Here is an 18,610-nt window from a genome sequence, read left to right on the forward strand (position 1 = left end):
AAAAATGGGGCGACTGATGGGAATCGAACCCACGAATGCCGGAACCACAATCCGGTGCGTTAACCACTTCGCCACAACCGCCACAATCATATGGTGGCTCAGGACAGAATCGAACTGCCGACACATGGATTTTCAGTCCATTGCTCTACCAACTGAGCTACTGAGCCGCATCTAAATAAAATATAAATGGCGGTCCGGACGGGACTCGAACCCGCGACCTCCTGCGTGACAGGCAGGCATTCTAACCAACTGAACTACCGGACCAACTTTTTTTCGCGCTAGCGAAAATTAAGATCAATGTACTGCGATAGCAAAATAGCTATCAATAGTATTCGCGCTAGCGAAAGTAAAGATCATTACTTATGTATTGCAGTCACTACATCCCGATCCTAACGGATCAAGATGGTATTGCGGGGACAGGATTTGAACCTGCGACCTTCGGGTTATGAGCCCGACGAGCTACCGAACTGCTCCACCCCGCGACGATAAAAGATGAAAAATATGGAGGAGGAAGGGGGATTCGAACCCCCGCGGGCTTTGACACCCCTGTCGGTTTTCAAGACCGATCCCTTCAGCCGGACTTGGGTATTCCTCCGTATGGTGAGAACTATGGTGGACCTTGTAGGACTCGAACCTACGACCGGACGGTTATGAGCCGTCTGCTCTAACCAACTGAGCTAAAGGTCCCTAGTGGTAGCGGCGGAGGGGATCGAACCCCCGACCTCACGGGTATGAACCGTACGCTCTAGCCAGCTGAGCTACACCGCCTCGTAAAACGAGTATTTCCTGGTTCTCTAACATTATAAATGGTGGAGCCTAGCGGGATCGAACCGCTGACCTCCTGCGTGCAAAGCAGGCGCTCTCCCAGCTGAGCTAAGGCCCCAAAGAAAGTGGTCGGGAAGACAGGATTCGAACCTGCGACCCCTTGGTCCCAAACCAAGTGCTCTACCAAGCTGAGCTACTTCCCGATCATGGCGCGCCCGAGAGGAGTCGAACCCCTAACCTTTTGATCCGTAGTCAAACGCTCTATCCAATTGAGCTACGGGCGCATATATGAAATTCACTGGTGCCGAGGACCGGAATCGAACCGGTACGGTAGTCACCTACCGCAGGATTTTAAGTCCTGTGCGTCTGCCAGTTCCGCCACCCCGGCTAGGGCAATTATGGAGCGGAAGACGGGATTCGAACCCGCGACCCCCACCTTGGCAAGGTGGTGTTCTACCACTGAACTACTTCCGCATATGGTGCGGGTGAAGGGACTTGAACCCCCACGCCTTGCGGCGCCAGATCCTAAGTCTGGTGCGTCTGCCAATTCCGCCACACCCGCATGATATAAATGGTGAGCCATGAAGGATTCGAACCTTCGACCCTCTGATTAAAAGTCAGATGCTCTACCAACTGAGCTAATGGCTCGTGCTGCTTTTCTATAATGGACAAATACCCATAAGAAAATACAAAAGAACATAAAAAAGTGGTGCCGGCAAGAGGACTTGAACCCCCAACCTACTGATTACAAGTCAGTTGCTCTACCAGTTGAGCTACACCGGCAAGGTGTATGGTGTATTCTTTTTGCTTTGCCTTAGCTACATTGCAAAGGTTAAAGCTTCTTTATGGTACGTTATTTTCACTTCGCTAACGCTTCGTGAAAAAACTATGGTGGAGGATGACGGGATCGAACCGCCGACCCTCTGCTTGTAAGGCAGATGCTCTCCCAGCTGAGCTAATCCTCCGTATGTACCGCCTGGCGACGTCCTACTCTCACAGGGGGAGATCCCCCAACTACCATCGGCGCTGAAGAGCTTAACTTCCGTGTTCGGCATGGGAACGGGTGTGACCTCTTCGCCAATGTCACCAGACAGGTATTCCATTGAAAGAATTGTTCTTTCAAAACTAGATAAAGGGTTGATAGTCAATCATTACCGGCGTATCGTCCAGTCCGGGAGACGCGAAGCGCCTCCTTCGTCTTACTTTGGTTAAGTCCTCGATCGATTAGTATCAGTCAGCTCCATGTGTCGCCACACTTCCACCTCTGACCTATCTACCTGATCATCTTTCAGGGATCTTACTCACATAAAGTGATGGGAAATCTCATCTCGAGGGGGGCTTCATGCTTAGATGCTTTCAGCACTTATCCCTTCCGCACATAGCTACCCAGCGATGCCTTTGGCAAGACAACTGGTACACCAGCGGTGCGTCCATCCCGGTCCTCTCGTACTAAGGACAGCTCCTCTCAAATTTCCTGCGCCCACGACGGATAGGGACCGAACTGTCTCACGACGTTCTGAACCCAGCTCGCGTACCGCTTTAATGGGCGAACAGCCCAACCCTTGGGACCGACTACAGCCCCAGGATGCGATGAGCCGACATCGAGGTGCCAAACCTCCCCGTCGATGTGGACTCTTGGGGGAGATAAGCCTGTTATCCCCGGGGTAGCTTTTATCCGTTGAGCGATGGCCCTTCCATGCGGAACCACCGGATCACTAAGCCCGACTTTCGTCCCTGCTCGACTTGTAGGTCTCGCAGTCAAGCTCCCTTGTGCCTTTACACTCTGCGAATGATTTCCAACCATTCTGAGGGAACCTTTGGGCGCCTCCGTTACTCTTTAGGAGGCGACCGCCCCAGTCAAACTGCCCACCTGACACTGTCTCCCACCCCGATAAGGGGCGCGGGTTAGAATGTCAACACAGCCAGGGTAGTATCCCACCGACGCCTCCACCGAAGCTAGCGCTCCGGCTTCCAAGGCTCCTACCTATCCTGTACAAGCTGTGCCAAAATTCAATATCAGGCTACAGTAAAGCTCCACGGGGTCTTTCCGTCCTGTCGCGGGTAACCTGCATCTTCACAGGTACTATAATTTCACCGAGTCTCTCGTTGAGACAGTGCCCAGATCGTTACGCCTTTCGTGCGGGTCGGAACTTACCCGACAAGGAATTTCGCTACCTTAGGACCGTTATAGTTACGGCCGCCGTTTACTGGGGCTTCGATTCGCACCTTCGCTTGCGCTAAGCACTCCTCTTAACCTTCCAGCACCGGGCAGGCGTCAGCCCCTATACTTCGCCTTACGGCTTCGCAGAGACCTGTGTTTTTGCTAAACAGTCGCCTGGGCCTATTCACTGCGGCTCTCTCGGGCTTGCACCCTACCAGAGCACCCCTTCTCCCGAAGTTACGGGGTCATTTTGCCGAGTTCCTTAACGAGAGTTCTCTCGCTCACCTTAGGATTCTCTCCTCGCCTACCTGTGTCGGTTTGCGGTACGGGCACCATCTTCCTCGCTAGAGGCTTTTCTTGGCAGTGTGGAATCAGGAACTTCGCTACTATAATTCGCTCGCTATCACAGCTCAGCCTTCACGATGATGGGATTTGCCTCATCATCAGCCTAACTGCTTAGACGCACATATCCAGCAGTGCGCTTACCCTATCCTCCTGCGTCCCCCCATTGCTCAAATGGAAGAAAGGTGGTACAGGAATATCAACCTGTTGTCCATCGTCTACGCCTATCGGCCTCGACTTAGGTCCCGACTAACCCTGAGCGGACGAGCCTTCCTCAGGAAACCTTAGGCATTCGGTGGATGGGATTCTCACCCATCTTTCGCTACTCATACCGGCATTCTCACTTCTAAGCACTCCACCAGTCCTTACGGTCTAGCTTCGCAGTCCTTAGAACGCTCTCCTACCACTGACACCAAACGGTGTCAATCCACAGCTTCGGTGATACGTTTAGCCCCGGTACATTTTCGGCGCAGAGTCACTCGACCAGTGAGCTATTACGCACTCTTTAAATGGTGGCTGCTTCTAAGCCAACATCCTGGTTGTCTAAGCAACTCCACATCCTTTTCCACTTAACGTATACTTTGGGACCTTAGCTGGTGGTCTGGGCTGTTTCCCTTTCGACTACGGATCTTATCACTCGCAGTCTGACTCCCATGGATAAGTCTTTGGCATTCGGAGTTTGTCTGAATTCGGTAACCCGATGAGGGCCCCTAGTCCAAACAGTGCTCTACCTCCAAGACTCTTACAACATGAGGCTAGCCCTAAAGCTATTTCGGAGAGAACCAGCTATCTCCAGGTTCGATTGGAATTTCTCCGCTACCCACACCTCATCCCCGCACTTTTCAACGTGCGTGGGTTCGGACCTCCATCCAGTGTTACCTGGACTTCATCCTGGACATGGGTAGATCACCTGGTTTCGGGTCTACGACCACATACTCATTCGCCCTATTCAGACTCGCTTTCGCTGCGGCTCCGTCTTCTCAACTTAACCTTGCATGGGATCGTAACTCGCCGGTTCATTCTACAAAAGGCACGCCATCACCCGTTAACGGGCTCTGACTACTTGTAGGCACACGGTTTCAGGTTCTATTTCACTCCCCTTCCGGGGTGCTTTTCACCTTTCCCTCACGGTACTGGTTCACTATCGGTCACTAGGGAGTATTTAGCCTTGGGAGATGGTCCTCCCAGCTTCCGACGGGATTTCACGTGTCCCGCCGTACTCAGGATCCACTCAAGAGGGAACGAAGTTTCGACTACAGGGTTGTTACCTTCTTTGACGAGCCTTTCCAGACTTCTTCGTCTACCCCGTTCCTTTGTAACTCCGTATAGAGTGTCCTACAACCCCAAGAGGCAAGCCTCTTGGTTTGGGCTAATCCCGTTTCGCTCGCCGCTACTCAGGGAATCGCATTTGCTTTCTCTTCCTCCAGGTACTTAGATGTTTCAGTTCCCTGGGTCTGCCTTCCATGCTCTATGTATTCAAGCAAGGATACTGTTCCATTACGAACAGTGGGTTCCCCCATTCGGAAATCTTCGGATCAGCTCACTTACAGCTCCCCGAAGCATATCGGTGTTAGTCCCGTCCTTCGTCGGCTCCTAGTGCCAAGGCATCCACCGTGCGCCCTTATTAACTTAACCGAATTGGTTAAAAACCTAAAATGGCGATACTCGGTAATTTCTTGACTATCAATAAAACTTTATCTAGTTTTCAAAGAACAATATAGAAGATGGATTTAAACCATCAAAACTGAACAAAACTTCGACGTCGTCAAACGTTTTAAGTAAATCTTCCTTAGAAAGGAGGTGATCCAGCCGCACCTTCCGATACGGCTACCTTGTTACGACTTCACCCCAATCATCTGTCCCACCTTAGGCGGCTGGCTCCAAAAGGTTACCTCACCGACTTCGGGTGTTACAAACTCTCGTGGTGTGACGGGCGGTGTGTACAAGGCCCGGGAACGTATTCACCGCGGCATGCTGATCCGCGATTACTAGCGATTCCAGCTTCATGTAGGCGAGTTGCAGCCTACAATCCGAACTGAGAACGGTTTTATGGGATTGGCTAAACCTCGCGGTCTTGCAGCCCTTTGTACCGTCCATTGTAGCACGTGTGTAGCCCAGGTCATAAGGGGCATGATGATTTGACGTCATCCCCACCTTCCTCCGGTTTGTCACCGGCAGTCATCTTAGAGTGCCCAACTGAATGCTGGCAACTAAGATCAAGGGTTGCGCTCGTTGCGGGACTTAACCCAACATCTCACGACACGAGCTGACGACAACCATGCACCACCTGTCACTCTGTCCCCCGAAGGGGAAAGCCCTATCTCTAGGGTTGTCAGAGGATGTCAAGACCTGGTAAGGTTCTTCGCGTTGCTTCGAATTAAACCACATGCTCCACCGCTTGTGCGGGCCCCCGTCAATTCCTTTGAGTTTCAGTCTTGCGACCGTACTCCCCAGGCGGAGTGCTTAATGCGTTAGCTGCAGCACTAAAGGGCGGAAACCCTCTAACACTTAGCACTCATCGTTTACGGCGTGGACTACCAGGGTATCTAATCCTGTTTGCTCCCCACGCTTTCGCGCCTCAGTGTCAGTTACAGACCAGAAAGTCGCCTTCGCCACTGGTGTTCCTCCAAATATCTACGCATTTCACCGCTACACTTGGAATTCCACTTTCCTCTTCTGCACTCAAGTTCCCCAGTTTCCAATGACCCTCCACGGTTGAGCCGTGGGCTTTCACATCAGACTTAAGAAACCACCTGCGCGCGCTTTACGCCCAATAATTCCGGACAACGCTTGCCACCTACGTATTACCGCGGCTGCTGGCACGTAGTTAGCCGTGGCTTTCTGGTTAGGTACCGTCAAGGCGCCGCCCTATTCGAACGGCACTTGTTCTTCCCTAACAACAGAGTTTTACGATCCGAAAACCTTCTTCACTCACGCGGCGTTGCTCCGTCAGACTTTCGTCCATTGCGGAAGATTCCCTACTGCTGCCTCCCGTAGGAGTCTGGGCCGTGTCTCAGTCCCAGTGTGGCCGATCACCCTCTCAGGTCGGCTACGCATCGTCGCCTTGGTGAGCCATTACCTCACCAACTAGCTAATGCGCCGCGGGTCCATCTGTAAGTGATAGCCGAAGCCACCTTTCAACCTTCCCCCATGCGGGGGTAGGTGTTATCCGGTATTAGCCCCGGTTTCCCGGAGTTATCCCAGTCTTACAGGCAGGTTACCCACGTGTTACTCACCCGTCCGCCGCTGATCTCAGGGAGCAAGCTCCCATCGATCCGCTCGACTTGCATGTATTAGGCACGCCGCCAGCGTTCGTCCTGAGCCAGGATCAAACTCTCCATAAAAAGTTTGAATAGCTCTTTAAAATAAATCTAGAATTAACGTTGACGTGTTTGTCTTGTTTTGTTCAGTTTTCAAGGTTCAAATAGAATGTAAGTGCTTCGTTTCTCTCTGAAGCGACCATTTAAATGTATCATATATCGTCGATTCATGTCAACTTCTTTTTTTATAAAATCCGTTGCGCATCAGCGACATGTATTAATATATCACGCTGTAATTATTATTGCAATATATTTTTTATCTTTTTTATATATTATTCTTTTTTTATAGTGCGCCTCATATATATGATTCCATACTGCATTGAAAGGGGCTGCTTCACTTATGCTACTTCTACCTATTGGACAGGCCGTATCCTTCATCATGGCTGTCTACCTGTTCTCGTATTCTTATATCCAAGCATTGAAGATCAGCGAAAGCGCAGGCATCAAAATCGGTTCCGCGCTTACATTCATCTTCTCCTCCACGATGGCAGTCATATTCTCGGGCCTGACGTACACCTTTTCATAAAGCATCGGAGTCAGAAGGATAATAGAAGACCTTCTTCCACGTACCCTTCACCCCCGATGATAATCGTCTCTTCTTTAACGATTTCAGGATTGTAGGAATAATAGAACGTTTTAGATGCATTCTCCCTCAATACCCAGATGAACATATCGTGACAACCAAGAGCCTTGAGGGAGGAGATGCTCCGCGAGAATAACTCCCTTCCGATCCCTTTCCCTTGGAAGTCCCTTACAAGATAAATGGCATAGAGTTCCCCTTCATACTCCCCGCTTCTTTCCCTGCCCACAGATGCAAAACCGACAACCACTCCGTCTTTCGTCGTGGAAACCATTGTATGATGGTCTTCCGACAGGATCCTTTCCCACTTCAGCTTCTTCTCTTCTATTGACAAGGAATCCAGATATCTGTCTGACACGATTTCCTTATAGGTCGATTTCCAGCTTTCCACATGCACTCTGGCAATGCTCCCTGCATCGGCGATGCATGCCTTTCTATAAAGGAACGCCACTGCTCTCCTCCACCTTTCTAAGCTCTTTCAGTGCTTTTTTCAGTTTCCGTTCTTCCAACAAGAAAATCGTTACTCCCAAAAGGATGATTCCTGCACCGATGACCTGGGTGAGTAAAATTTTCTCAGATAAAAGCCAATAAGCCAAAATTGCTGCACCGACCGGCTCAAATAAGATCGCCATGGAGATCGTCGAGGTGCTGAGCCATTTCAATGACCAGTTGAACAATGAATGCCCAAGGAGCGTAGGGATGATAGCCAGTAGCAAGAAGTACAGCCATTCTTCTCCTGCGTACGGATAAAACGATTCACCCTTGATCAGAGAATAAATAAATAGGACGGCTGCACTCATGGCGTACACGATATACGTATATGTCATGAGCGAAAGGCGTTTCCTGATGGTTTGACCGAACAGAAGATACCCTGTCACCAAAGCACATGCCACCAGTGCAAGAAGATCCCCCCACAAGGCAGTCCCACTTACCTTGAAGTCCCCCCAACTGATTACAATACTGCCGGATACTGCAAGTATGGCGGAGATCACTGATTTCCCAGTAAGCTTTTCACCGAAGAAGAGATACGCTCCCAAAAATGCAAAGAGTGGCTGGAGGGTCACAAGGACGGTGGAGCTCGCCACAGATGTATAGTTGAGAGATTCGAACCATAGGATGAAGTGAAAAGCAAGGAAGCCGCCGGCGAGAAGGCAAAGACCCCAGTCCTTCACGGTAATAAGTTTCAATTCTTTCACATAGTGTAGGAGAAAAAACGGTGTCATGAGCAGGACGGTGAAGAAAAGTCGATAAAATGCCAGCACCCCTGCGGGAGCCGCCGAGAACTTGACGATGATGGCGGAAGTGGATACGGAAATGACACCGATCGCAAGTAGTAGATATGGATTGATTTTTGCTTCTGACATGAGTTGGAGCACCCCTGGATTTGAAATCGATATTTTCCTCATTTTATTACTTCGTTCATGAAAAAACTATATCTTTTTATCAAATGGAGGGGGAAAGATGACGCCGATTGACACCACCCTGCTATTAAAATTGGGCATTTCCGCTATACTCGGATTGATCATAGGGCTTGAAAGGGAACTGAAACGGAAGCCTGTAGGATTGAAAACATCGCTCGTCATCTGCATCGTCAGCTGCCTCCTGACGATCGTTTCCATCGAGGCGGCCTATGTGTCCCCTAAATCCGATCACGTGAATATCACCATGGATCCCCTTCGACTGGCTGCACAGATTGTATCAGGAATCGGTTTCCTTGGCGCAGGCGTCATCCTCAGGAAAGGGAATGACAGCATTTCCGGGCTGACGACAGCCGCCATGATCTGGGGAGCCGCCGGCATCGGCATCGCCGTCGGGGCAGGTTTTTACTGGGAAGCGACCGTGGGGGTCATCTTATTGATTTTTTCAGTAGAGGTGATCCCGGTCATCATCACGTACCTTGGGCCAAGGCGGTTGAGGGAAAAAGAGCTGTCCTTAAAGGCAACCATTGAACAAAAGAAAGAAATCAAGTCCATCATCGAACAGATCAAATCGGAAGAAATCACAATTGAAAACATCCGGATCAAGGATTTAAAAAACGATCTTCATCTACTCGAGTTGAAGATCATCGTCGACTTCCGTAAAAAGACCGTGGACATATATTATACGATTTCTGACATCCCGGGCATCATCGATGTAGAAATCGAAAGTCTTTGAATCATTTTTTCATCAGGCGCACCTGATCGATGCCCTCCCGGGAAATCAATCCCTGCATTACGTTGTGAATGGGATCCTCACCAATTGAATAAACCATGAAGTAGCAGGAGATAAGACCAGCCCCTTGTTCAACGTCGAGCTCGGCAACCTCCAGTCCATGTTCTTGCATAAAATCAGTGACGGCAGATAATTCATATGCCTGCATCCGAATGGATAACGTATACCACCGTTTTTTCCTAAGTTTACCCCTATAATACTGTTCAGCCCTCGTGAGGAAGAACAGGGTGAGGACGATGATCGCCGTTGTAAATATCGCTTCGTAGTGCATACCTATTCCCACGACAAGCCCGAGACCGGCAACCACCCATATGCTGGCGGCCGTCGTGAGTCCCCTGACGGTTACACCTCGGTGCACAAGGATTGTCCCCGCCCCGAGAAAACCGATACCTGAAATCACATAGGACGGAATCCTGCTCGGGTCAAATCCGTTCAGCTCCGGATGCTCATCCAGGAATGGCTGAAACCCATAGATGGAGAGCAGCATGAGTAGACAAGAACCGACCCCCACAAGTATATGGGTCCTGAGACCCGCAGGATGATTCTTCGATTCCCGTTCCAAGCCGATCAACCCGCTCAGCAGTACAATGAGGAAGATCCGTTTGATGACAATCATGAATTCCGGGGATAACGGCGGAAGACCTATATACTCCACCTGCCTCCCTCCTTCCGAAGATTATGTATTTATACCTTTAACCAACAGATCCGATTCTAAAACAGGACATCATTGAAAATAAAAAAAAGAACCAGGCTTATCAACGCCTGGTTCTTACATTTTATTTCACTGGTTTCTTCAAAAGCCCTACCATGATTGCTGTGATCACAGAACCGATCAATACGGCCAGCAGGTATAGGAATGCATTCCCTTCGACGACCGGGAAGACGAAGATTCCTCCGTGAGGGGCAGGAAGCCCGATGTGGAATACCATCGTCAAGGCACCGGCTACAGCCGATCCGACTACAGCCGATGGGATGACCCTGAGGGGATCAGCTGCCGCAAACGGGATTGCTCCTTCTGTAATGAAGGAAGCACCCATGAAGTACGCAGGAATCCCTGCTTTCCGTTCATTTTCATTGAACTTGCTTTTAAAGAAGGTTGTCGCAAGAGCGAGACCAAGCGGTGGCACCATCCCACCAGCCATGATGGCCGCATGGGGAGCAAGGTTCCCACCTTCGATCATGGCAATACCGAATGTAAAGGCCGCTTTGTTGATCGGACCACCCATATCGACCGCCATCATACCGCCAAGGATGAGTCCGAGGAAAATAAGATTTCCTGTCCCAAGACCCTCAAGCCAGCTTTGAAGCCAAGTGTTGACTGCACTCAGTGGTTCCACAAGGAATTGAAGCATAATGAAGCCCGTGATGAAAATAGCGAACAATGGATAGATCAGAACAGGTTTGATTCCTTCCAACGCCTGCGGGAAGTTCTTCGTAGCACGTTTGATTCCAAGAGTGACATACCCGGCAAGGAATCCGGCGATCAGACCACCGAGGAATCCACTGTCACCGGTTGCTGCAATCAGACCACCGACCATACCAGGTGCAAAACCAGGACGGTCTGCGATACTGGAAGCAATGAACCCGGCAAGGACAGGAATCATCAGGAAGAACGCATTGCTCCCACCGATTGTGTTGATGATCGCTGCGAATTGATTGTATTCAGAAGAATCAGGATTGGCCGATTGAGGACCGAATAAGAACGAGATCGCAATGAGGATCCCACCGCCGACAACGAATGGAAGCATATTGGATACACCATTCATCAGATGCTTATAGAATCCTGACTTCCCTTTGCTTTCCTTGGACGTGTCTTCTTCTTTATTGCCACCACCACTGTAGACGGGTGCATCCTGCTTTTCTGCACGGGAGAGGAGATCCGCCGGTTTCCTGATGGCTTCAGCCACCGGTACCTGGATGACACGTTTCCCTTTAAAGCGTTCCATCTCAACCTTTGTATCGGCTGCCACGATGATCGCTGGAGCGTTTTCAATTTCCTCCGCAGTAAGGATGTTCTTTGCCCCGCCGGAACCATTTGTCTCGACCTTCACATCGAAACCAAGCTCTTTGGCTTTTGCTTTGAGGGCATCAGCGGCCATATAGGTATGAGCGATACCTGTCGGACAGGCAGTTACTGCAAGGATCTTGCTTGAAGAGGAATCAGACTCTTCAACTGCTTCTTCCTCTTCTTCTTGATCATGAGTATTGATGATCGTGATGACTTCATCTTCAGACTGTGCAGAAAGCAACGCCTGGCGCACCTCTGGGTCCATCAGGAGGGAAGAAAGACGGCTCAGGGCCTCCAAATGCGTCTGATTGGCACCATCAGTTGCCGCAATCATAAAGAACAAATGCGCAGGTGTACCGTCAAGGGACTCATAGTCTAGCCCTTCTACCGATTTCCCGAATGCGATGGCCGGCGACTTTACCGCTGCCGTTTTTGCATGGGGAATGGCAATTCCTTCTCCAATCCCCGTCGTGCTTTGTGCTTCACGATTCAGGATGGCTTTTTTGAATTCCTGTACATCCTGCAGTTTACCTGCTTTATCTAGAACCGTAACCAATTCATCAATGACTCCTGATTTTGAATCAGAGGAAATATTCAACTGGATGGTTTCTTTTGTGAGTAGTTCTGTAATCCTCATGTTCTTACCTCCTATTTCTCCGTAATCGTAATGTCGTTATAGAGTGATTCCACTTTTTCTGCGCTGCATAGCCCAATAGAATAGGCAGTGGCAGAACCTGAAGATGTTCCAAGGCGGAAGGCATCCTCGATGCTGTACCCCTTTTTCAATCCTGCAAGGAAGCCCGCCACAGTGGAGTCCCCTGCACCTACCGAGCTCTTCAGCTCACCATTCGGAACAGAAGAGACGAATACACGATCTCCGGTAAGAAGCAAAGCACCTTTTTCCGCCATCGATACAATGACGTTCCGCGCACCTTTCTCAAGCAGTTTCCGTCCGTAGTGAATCGCATCGTTTTCAGATTGGATCTCCACATCGAACATTTCTCCAAGTTCATGGTGATTCGGCTTGATGAGATAAGGAGCAAGCGGCAGGACTGGTTCGATCAGGTTCTTTTCAGCGTCGATCACTACCTTGGTACCCTGTTCACGGCACTGAGAAGCAATCTGATGATAGAACGTCTTCGGCACGGAAGATGGGATGCTTCCTGCCAGCACCAGGACATCTTCATCTGTCAGAGAAGAAATTTTCCCGAGAAGTTCATCAAGATGATTCTCGCTGATTTCCGGCCCGCTTCCGTTGATTTCTGTTTCATCGTCCGATTTTACTTTTACGTTGATTCGGGAAATCCCGCCTACTTCAACGAAATCGGTACGGACGTCTTCTCGCTGCAGGAATTGCTTGATGTATTCCCCCGTAAAACCGGATGCAAAGCCCAATGCGGCACTTTCAACTCCAAGCGTATGAAGGACGCGGGATACATTGATCCCCTTACCGCCCGGCAGTGCTGCTTCAGTTTCGCTCCTATTCAAGCCGCCTTTTGTAAAATCGGCAACCTCCATAATGTAATCAACCGAAGGGTTTAATGTCAGTGTATAGATCATGTTGTCACAACCTTTATCGTAGTTTGTTTCATAATGGCGGTATCTTGCTCTTCATCAAGAGCATTCGTGATAACCATTGCTTTATCTATATCAACAATTTTACTGAATGAAATTTCTCCGAATTTGGAATCATCCGTCAGGAACATGGCTTCCCTTGCTAATTCGATTGCGACCCGTTTCACCTGAGCCTCTTCCGGATCAGGGGTCGTGAACCCGTATTGGGCGTGGATGCCGTTTGCCCCCATGAACGCTTTATCGAATCGGTAGTGCTTAAGGGATTCGACCGCCCCGCTTCCGATCATGGCCTTGGTGGTTTGTTTGACCATTCCTCCTACTAGGTAGGTTTTGAATCCTTTTTGTAAAAGAAGATCAACATGGGTCAATCCGTTGGTGACCACCACGATATCCAACTGTGGAAGATAATCTATCAAACTGAGCGTAGAGGTTCCGGCATCAAGGAAGATGCAATCTCCGTCTTCGATGAGGCTGGCGGCGTATTGACCGATCAATCGTTTCTCATGAAGGTTTTTGGAAGATTTTTCAGATACACTAAGTTCTTTCAGTTTCCCTTGAAGTCTCGATGCTCCGCCGTGTACCCTCTTGAGGAATTTCTCCTGCTCAAGTTGAGTCAGGTCCCGTCGGATGGTAGATTCTGAAGCATCTGTCATATCGACGATTTCATGGATTTTGATCGTTTCTTTATCTTTTAACAGGTCAAGGATGATGCGGTGCCTTTCATCGGTCAGCATGTTTTCTCCTACTTTCTAATCACTTTGCATACTTTATTATAATGAGAACGTTTGCAGAAATCAATCATTTTCTTTCATAAATGAGCACATTCTTTCAAAAACAATCATTGTGTATTATAAGAGATATTATTTTTATTTCTTAATATATGTAGTAATAGGGGTGGTTCGTTTCATTTCGCTGCGGGAGCTCGCTTTCCGCGGGGCGTGCGGTAAGCCGCTTCGGCGCTGCCTGCAGGGTCTTACCTGCCCGCCTTTCCGCAGGAGTCGAGCTCCCTTCGCTTCATTTCACTTTGTGCTTTTGATGGGTGAAGTGCGTCTCTTCATTGATTGGGGTGATCATGTTCCTCTTGATTTGATCAATTCTTCCACTGAACGAGTGTTTGCAGGTCGCTCGGCGCTGCCTGCTGGAGCCTTTCTGCCCGCCTTTCCGCAGGAGTCGAGCTCCCTTCGCTTCATTTCATTTTGTGCTTTTGATGGGTGAAGTGTATCTCTTCATTGGTTGGGGCGATCATGTTAATCCTGGTTTGATCAATCTTTCCACTGAACGAGAGTGTTTGCAGGTCGCTCGGCGCTGCCTGCATGAGCATTCCTGCACACTTTCCCTCAGGAGTCGAGCTCCTTTCGCTTTATTCCACTCTGTAGTATTTCACTGGTGACAGTCTACATTCTGATTCCCACGGAATAATCAGGTTTATATGCGTGGTTCTCTCTTTCATCTCATACTTTCTTGTCTAAACACATTCGGAATACAAAAAAACTGCCTGGTGATCCTAATGGATCTTCCAGGCAGTTCTTTGGTTATTGTTCTGTTTGTGCCGAGTCTGATTCTTGGGTGCTTTTCGGATTCGGGTTGTTGTAGTTATAGTCTGAACGGTCGATTGGTTTGAAGCCATCCGGCGTGTAGAATCTCAAGAGGTCTTCGTAGACCACTTTATCTGAGAGTTCGAGGCGCTTGTTCGCTTCTTTGCTTGCTTCATCACAGCCTTTGGTGTCCGCCTCATCGACTGGTTCACCCGTTTCATTGTTGTAGCATACGCCTTTGATGTCGGAATACTTATCCGTGATCACATCACCGTTACGGAACGGTACAATTTGTTTGTGCTCTTTCGACAGCATATCCTGACCGAAGCTCATATAGTCTGTTGTGTCGATTCCAAGAAGATGGAAGACGGTCGGACGTACGTCGATTTGTCCGCTGTACGTATGGTTGACTCCACCTTCAGCTCCTGAATTCAGGATGAGAAGTGGTACACGTTGCAGCTGGGCATTATCAAAATCGGTGATTTCTTCTTTGCCAAGAACTTCAGCCATGGCTTTGTTATGGTTCTCGGAAATACCATAGTGGTCACCGTAAAGGACGATCATGGTGTTGTCATAGAGGCCATTCTCTTTCAGGTCGTTGACGAAGTCTTCCAGCGCTTCATCCATATAGTGTGCCGTTTGGAAGTAACGGTTCACGACACCATCTTTAGTATCTCCCTGACCGAAATCGGTATCTTCCTCATGACGGTCGAACGGGAAGTGATTCGATAGTGAAATGAACTTGCTGTAGAACGGCTGTTTCATCGACTTGAGCAACGGGATGGACTCTTCGAAGAACGGTTTATCCTTCAATCCATACGGAAGTTGTTCTTCCGGTTTGCTCATATCGTAATAAGTGGCGTCAAAGAATTGATCATATCCCATTGAGCGATACATTTCAGAACGGTTCCAGAACGTTTTGTAGTTCCCGTGGAAGACCGCTGATGAGTATCCTTCCCCTTTAAGGATGGCCGGTGATGACTGATACGTATTATTTGCATGCGTCATGAATACGGCACCTTGTGGAAGTGGGTAAAGGGAGTTTTCCATGATGAACTCCGCATCTGATGTTTTCCCTTGACCTGTTTGATGGAAGAGGTTATCGAAGTAGATGGCCTCTTTGTCATCGATCAGGGAATTCAGGAACGGCGTGATTTCTTCTCCGTTAAGGTCTCTGTCGATCACGAAGGATTGCAGTGACTCCATGGAGATGTAGATCACGTTTTTGCCTTTTGCTTTACCGAAATATTCCGGGTTCGGGTCTGCTTTGTTCGCTTTCACATAGTTCTCGACCTCGGACACTTCGTTGCTGTCAGCCAGTGCGCGTTTTGCAGAGGTCTTCGAGTTTTGGATCACGTCATAGATCGTGAAGTTGTTCATACCAAGATATTTCACCAAGTAGTTACGGTCGAAACTTCTGGTCAATAGCTCAGGACGGTCAATGTTGGCAAGACCAAGGTTCAATAGGAAGATCAGGACTGCTGATGTCATAAGTGCCATGACAGAGCGGAAACGCAATTTTTCCTGTACCTTCACTTTCTTGAAGAGCATAAGGCCGATGATGATGAAGAAATCCAGGAAGTAAAGGATATCCCACGGTCTGAGAAGCTCAAGAGCCGAGCTTCCAAGTCCATTATTCGTCTTCGCTTGAAGAAGAACAGGTACTGTAATGAAGTCATTGAAGAATCGGTAGTAAACGACGTTTGCATAAAGCAGGAACGACATCAGGAAATTGATGACGAGGAACGCCGCGTTTCGTCCTTTCCCTTTCCAGAAGAGGGCGATCGCAAAGAACAGGAGCGCCGAACTCAGTGGATTGAGGAACAGCAGGAAATGCTGCATGAAATTCTGGATACCCAATTCGAACTCTGATACATATACGGCATAGGTCTTGACCCAGAATAATCCTACGACAATGAAAAAGAACGTAAGCTTACCTGTGCGGAGATCCTCAAACTGTGTTTTAAAGAAGTTTTTTACAAAGTTCATATTTCATCACCTTTTTCAAGTCAACCTGGGTTGAACTTGTATTTTTCGGTTCAAGACCGATTGGATTTATGAAGAGTGTTGCATGAATGTAAAGACCAATTGAATCAACAGAATGTATTATAACAAAAATCATTTTCCTTTGTATAACAATTTAATGTAATTCGTCTCAAATATGTTTCAAGGGGATTCGACAATTTGTCACAATTGAGGGGGAAAGCTTGTGATGATACACTTCCTTACTATCTGCAAAATGGACGATGCTTATCAAGTTACAACAATGTACTAGCTCTGCTACAAATATCCAAGAGCGAATTGTCATCAGAAGAGGTATTTCCCCCATTTTACAAAGCCCAAACAATTTTTACATGAGAAAAATATACCAAACTCATTATATGTGCCAGGGAGGATAATAGGACAAACCGGAAAGGGATGAGGCCCTGCTTGGCCCCATCTCCCCTTTATACACGCGTGAATTGCTTCAATATGAATTTCTCGACAACTTCTGCGACTCCGTCTTCCATGTTCGATGGGGCCACATAATCGGCTATCTCTTTAATATCATCCGGTGCATTGCCCATGGCGACACCAAGACCGGCAAACTCCAGCATCGTCAGGTCATTATAACTGTCCCCGACTGCGATCACCTCTTCAGCTGTGATCCCCATCGTGTTGATCAGCCTATCCAGACTCGCCCCTTTTGTAACTCCTGGCTCGGTCAGTTCAAGGAAGAACGGCTTCGATCTCATGGCGCTGAGCTCTCCGTCAAGCTCCTCCTGAAGTTGCTTCTCCACTTCCGCCAACCTATCTGCATCCTTCAGCATCAGGGCTTTGACGGCAGGGCGATCGACCGCCTCCTTGAAGCTTGGGACGACCTTCACAGGGAGTCCGGTAAGATTGGCTTCAATATCGGCATACTCATTTTCCTCTTCGACGATGATAGCATCATCCACATAGGTAAGGATGCCCACATCTTCCCGCTTGCTGATGTCATAAAGGCGGTGAAGCGATTCTGTTGATAGAGTCCTGCTGTACAGTTCTTCGCCTGTTTCGCAGTTGATGACCTTGGATCCGTTGAATGAAAGAATATAGCTGCCATAACGGGCCAACTCCAGTTCCTCCGCCACCCACTTCATACCATAAGTGGGACGTCCTGAAGCAAGGACCACCTTCACGCCTTCCTGCTGTGCCAGCAAGAGGGCTTCTTTTGTGCGCGGGGAAATGGACTGGTCGTCCCTTAAGAGAGTGTCATCCAAATCGAGAACGATCATTTTGTATGTCATATGATGAACTTCCTTTCACTAGTTGCTAAAGATTGTAGTAGTGTAACACGATTCATGCATGGTGAGAAGACACCTTATCGCCGATTCATTTCGATCCGGTATTTGTAGCTGTCCCCTCGATAGATCGACCAGACAAGCTCGAACGGCCTTCCATCCTCGAGATGGGTCACACGCTGAATCAAGAGGACAGGCTGCCCCTCTTCCATCATGAGATGCTGTGCATCCTCATCCGTCACAAGGGCCGCTTCCACGGTTTGCGTCCCATGACTGATCCTCATCTGACGATTTTCTTCTATATAATGATATAACGATTTTTCGAATATCTTTTGATCAAGCTCAGGGAATAGACTCACTGGGTTATAGCTTGTTTCAACAGCAAGCGGCTCTTGATCGGCAAGACGGATCCTTTTCAGCTTGTAGACGGGATCGCCCGGCGAAATGGCGAGCGCTTCTGCCACTTGATCCCCGGCTTTCACCTGTTCAAAATAAAGAAGCTTGCTACCGGAAGCCAGTCCGCGCCGTTCCATATCTTCACTGAAGCTCGTCAAACCTTGAAGATTCTGTTCGAACTTACGGTGGGAAACAAATGTACCGCGGCCCTTTTCCCTGAAGAGGATGTTCTTGTTCACCAGATTGGTCAGGGCTTGGCGCACCGTCATCCTGCTGATCTTGAACTCTTCAGAAAGCTCCCTCTCGGAGGGCATGATGTCGCCCGGCTTCCACTCCCCGGTTTCGATCTGTTGTTTGAGGTATTCCTCCAGTTGGTAATATAAAGGAAGAGGCGATTGTTTATTGATCATCGATCTTCTCCTTCCGGTCCATTCGTTTCCCTTATCGTAGCACA

11 protein-coding genes, 16 tRNA genes and 3 rRNA genes are annotated in these 18,610 nt (G+C 48.8%); 2 read left to right on the top strand and 28 right to left on the bottom strand.

Annotation, left to right across the window (positions count from 1 at the left end; all coding sequences use genetic code 11):
* Positions 1-5: 5 nt before the first annotated feature.
* The 19 genes from K6T23_RS16675 to K6T23_RS16765 form a co-directional block, all read right to left on the bottom strand.
* Positions 6-81, bottom strand: a tRNA-His gene (locus tag K6T23_RS16675).
* A gap of 10 nt (positions 82-91) precedes the next feature.
* Positions 92-167 (bottom strand) — tRNA-Phe (locus tag K6T23_RS16680).
* A 20-nt stretch (positions 168-187) separates the two neighbouring features.
* Positions 188-264, bottom strand: a tRNA-Asp gene (locus K6T23_RS16685).
* A 144-nt stretch (positions 265-408) separates the two neighbouring features.
* Positions 409-482: transfer RNA gene (locus K6T23_RS16690), tRNA-Met, on the bottom strand.
* A 20-nt stretch (positions 483-502) separates the two neighbouring features.
* Positions 503-595: transfer RNA gene (locus K6T23_RS16695), tRNA-Ser, on the bottom strand.
* Between the two features lie 15 nt (positions 596-610).
* A tRNA-Ile gene (locus K6T23_RS16700) sits at positions 611-687 on the bottom strand.
* Positions 688-691: 4 nt separating this feature from the next.
* A tRNA-Met gene (locus tag K6T23_RS16705) sits at positions 692-768 on the bottom strand.
* A gap of 39 nt (positions 769-807) precedes the next feature.
* A tRNA-Ala gene (locus K6T23_RS16710) sits at positions 808-883 on the bottom strand.
* Between the two features lie 8 nt (positions 884-891).
* Positions 892-968, bottom strand: a tRNA-Pro gene (locus tag K6T23_RS16715).
* 4 nt (positions 969-972) lie between these two features.
* Positions 973-1,049, bottom strand: a tRNA-Arg gene (locus K6T23_RS16720).
* 15 nt (positions 1,050-1,064) lie between these two features.
* Positions 1,065-1,153, bottom strand: a tRNA-Leu gene (locus K6T23_RS16725).
* Between the two features lie 11 nt (positions 1,154-1,164).
* Positions 1,165-1,239 (bottom strand) — tRNA-Gly (locus tag K6T23_RS16730).
* Positions 1,240-1,242: 3 nt separating this feature from the next.
* Positions 1,243-1,327, bottom strand: a tRNA-Leu gene (locus tag K6T23_RS16735).
* Between the two features lie 10 nt (positions 1,328-1,337).
* Positions 1,338-1,413 (bottom strand) — tRNA-Lys (locus K6T23_RS16740).
* A 59-nt stretch (positions 1,414-1,472) separates the two neighbouring features.
* A tRNA-Thr gene (locus tag K6T23_RS16745) sits at positions 1,473-1,548 on the bottom strand.
* 106 nt (positions 1,549-1,654) lie between these two features.
* Positions 1,655-1,730, bottom strand: a tRNA-Val gene (locus K6T23_RS16750).
* A 9-nt stretch (positions 1,731-1,739) separates the two neighbouring features.
* Positions 1,740-1,856: ribosomal RNA gene (gene rrf / locus K6T23_RS16755) — 5S ribosomal RNA — on the bottom strand.
* A 113-nt stretch (positions 1,857-1,969) separates the two neighbouring features.
* Positions 1,970-4,903: ribosomal RNA gene (locus tag K6T23_RS16760) — 23S ribosomal RNA — on the bottom strand.
* Positions 4,904-5,061: 158 nt separating this feature from the next.
* Positions 5,062-6,612: ribosomal RNA gene (locus tag K6T23_RS16765) — 16S ribosomal RNA — on the bottom strand.
* Together the 16S, 23S and 5S rRNA genes with 16 tRNA genes alongside form the textbook arrangement of a ribosomal RNA operon.
* A 316-nt stretch (positions 6,613-6,928) precedes the next feature.
* Between K6T23_RS16765 and K6T23_RS16770 the strand changes: the two genes are divergently transcribed.
* A complete protein-coding gene (locus K6T23_RS16770) occupies positions 6,929-7,114 on the top strand; it encodes a hypothetical protein (RefSeq protein WP_053429376.1) in 186 nt (61 codons plus the stop codon).
* Positions 7,115-7,124: 10 nt separating this feature from the next.
* On the opposite strand, the gene K6T23_RS16775 is transcribed toward K6T23_RS16770, so the two are convergent.
* On the bottom strand, positions 7,125-7,619 hold the full coding sequence (locus tag K6T23_RS16775) for a GNAT family N-acetyltransferase (RefSeq protein WP_238281857.1): 495 nt from the start codon (positions 7,617-7,619) through the stop codon (positions 7,125-7,127).
* Entirely contained in the window at positions 7,603-8,532 is a 930-nt protein-coding gene (locus K6T23_RS16780; RefSeq protein ID WP_056541226.1) for a DMT family transporter, read from the bottom strand. Before K6T23_RS16780 ends, K6T23_RS16775 begins: the two co-directional genes overlap by 17 nt.
* Before the next feature lie 97 nt (positions 8,533-8,629).
* On the opposite strand from K6T23_RS16780, the gene K6T23_RS16785 reads away from it, so the two are divergent.
* Positions 8,630-9,322 (top strand): MgtC/SapB family protein, encoded by a 693-nt coding sequence (locus K6T23_RS16785; RefSeq protein WP_053429373.1) that lies wholly within the window; start codon positions 8,630-8,632, stop codon positions 9,320-9,322.
* Position 9,323: 1 nt separating this feature from the next.
* Here the strand turns inward: K6T23_RS16785 and K6T23_RS16790 are convergent, their stop codons facing one another.
* The 7 genes from K6T23_RS16790 to K6T23_RS16820 form a co-directional block, all read right to left on the bottom strand.
* Positions 9,324-9,995, bottom strand: coding sequence for an MgtC/SapB family protein (locus K6T23_RS16790; protein WP_238284458.1), 672 nt, complete (start codon positions 9,993-9,995; stop codon positions 9,324-9,326).
* A gap of 160 nt (positions 9,996-10,155) precedes the next feature.
* The gene (locus K6T23_RS16795; protein ID WP_238281869.1) at positions 10,156-12,024 is read right to left on the bottom strand and encodes a PTS fructose transporter subunit IIABC; all 1,869 of its coding nucleotides are present in this window, start codon (positions 12,022-12,024) and stop codon (positions 10,156-10,158) included.
* Positions 12,025-12,035: 11 nt separating this feature from the next.
* Positions 12,036-12,947 carry a 1-phosphofructokinase gene (gene pfkB, locus K6T23_RS16800; RefSeq protein ID WP_238281871.1) on the bottom strand — a complete coding sequence of 304 codons (912 nt, stop codon included), beginning with the start codon at positions 12,945-12,947 and terminating at the stop codon, positions 12,036-12,038.
* Positions 12,944-13,696 (bottom strand): DeoR/GlpR family DNA-binding transcription regulator, encoded by a 753-nt coding sequence (locus tag K6T23_RS16805; protein WP_238281874.1) that lies wholly within the window; start codon positions 13,694-13,696, stop codon positions 12,944-12,946. Before K6T23_RS16805 ends, pfkB begins: the two co-directional genes overlap by 4 nt.
* Before the next feature lie 798 nt (positions 13,697-14,494).
* Positions 14,495-16,486 carry a lipoteichoic acid synthase gene (gene ltaS / locus K6T23_RS16810; RefSeq protein ID WP_056541210.1) on the bottom strand — a complete coding sequence of 664 codons (1,992 nt, stop codon included), beginning with the start codon at positions 16,484-16,486 and terminating at the stop codon, positions 14,495-14,497.
* Positions 16,487-16,944: 458 nt separating this feature from the next.
* Positions 16,945-17,766: a Cof-type HAD-IIB family hydrolase gene (locus tag K6T23_RS16815; RefSeq protein WP_148985523.1), complete on the bottom strand. Its 822-nt coding sequence runs from the start codon at positions 17,764-17,766 to the stop codon at positions 16,945-16,947.
* 74 nt (positions 17,767-17,840) lie between these two features.
* Entirely contained in the window at positions 17,841-18,566 is a 726-nt protein-coding gene (locus K6T23_RS16820) for a GntR family transcriptional regulator (RefSeq protein WP_056541204.1), read from the bottom strand.
* Positions 18,567-18,610 lie beyond the last annotated feature (44 nt).

Origin of the sequence: Rossellomorea marisflavi (assembly GCF_022170785.1) — a bacterium.
Classification (GTDB): domain Bacteria; phylum Bacillota; class Bacilli; order Bacillales; family Bacillaceae_B; genus Rossellomorea; species Rossellomorea marisflavi_B.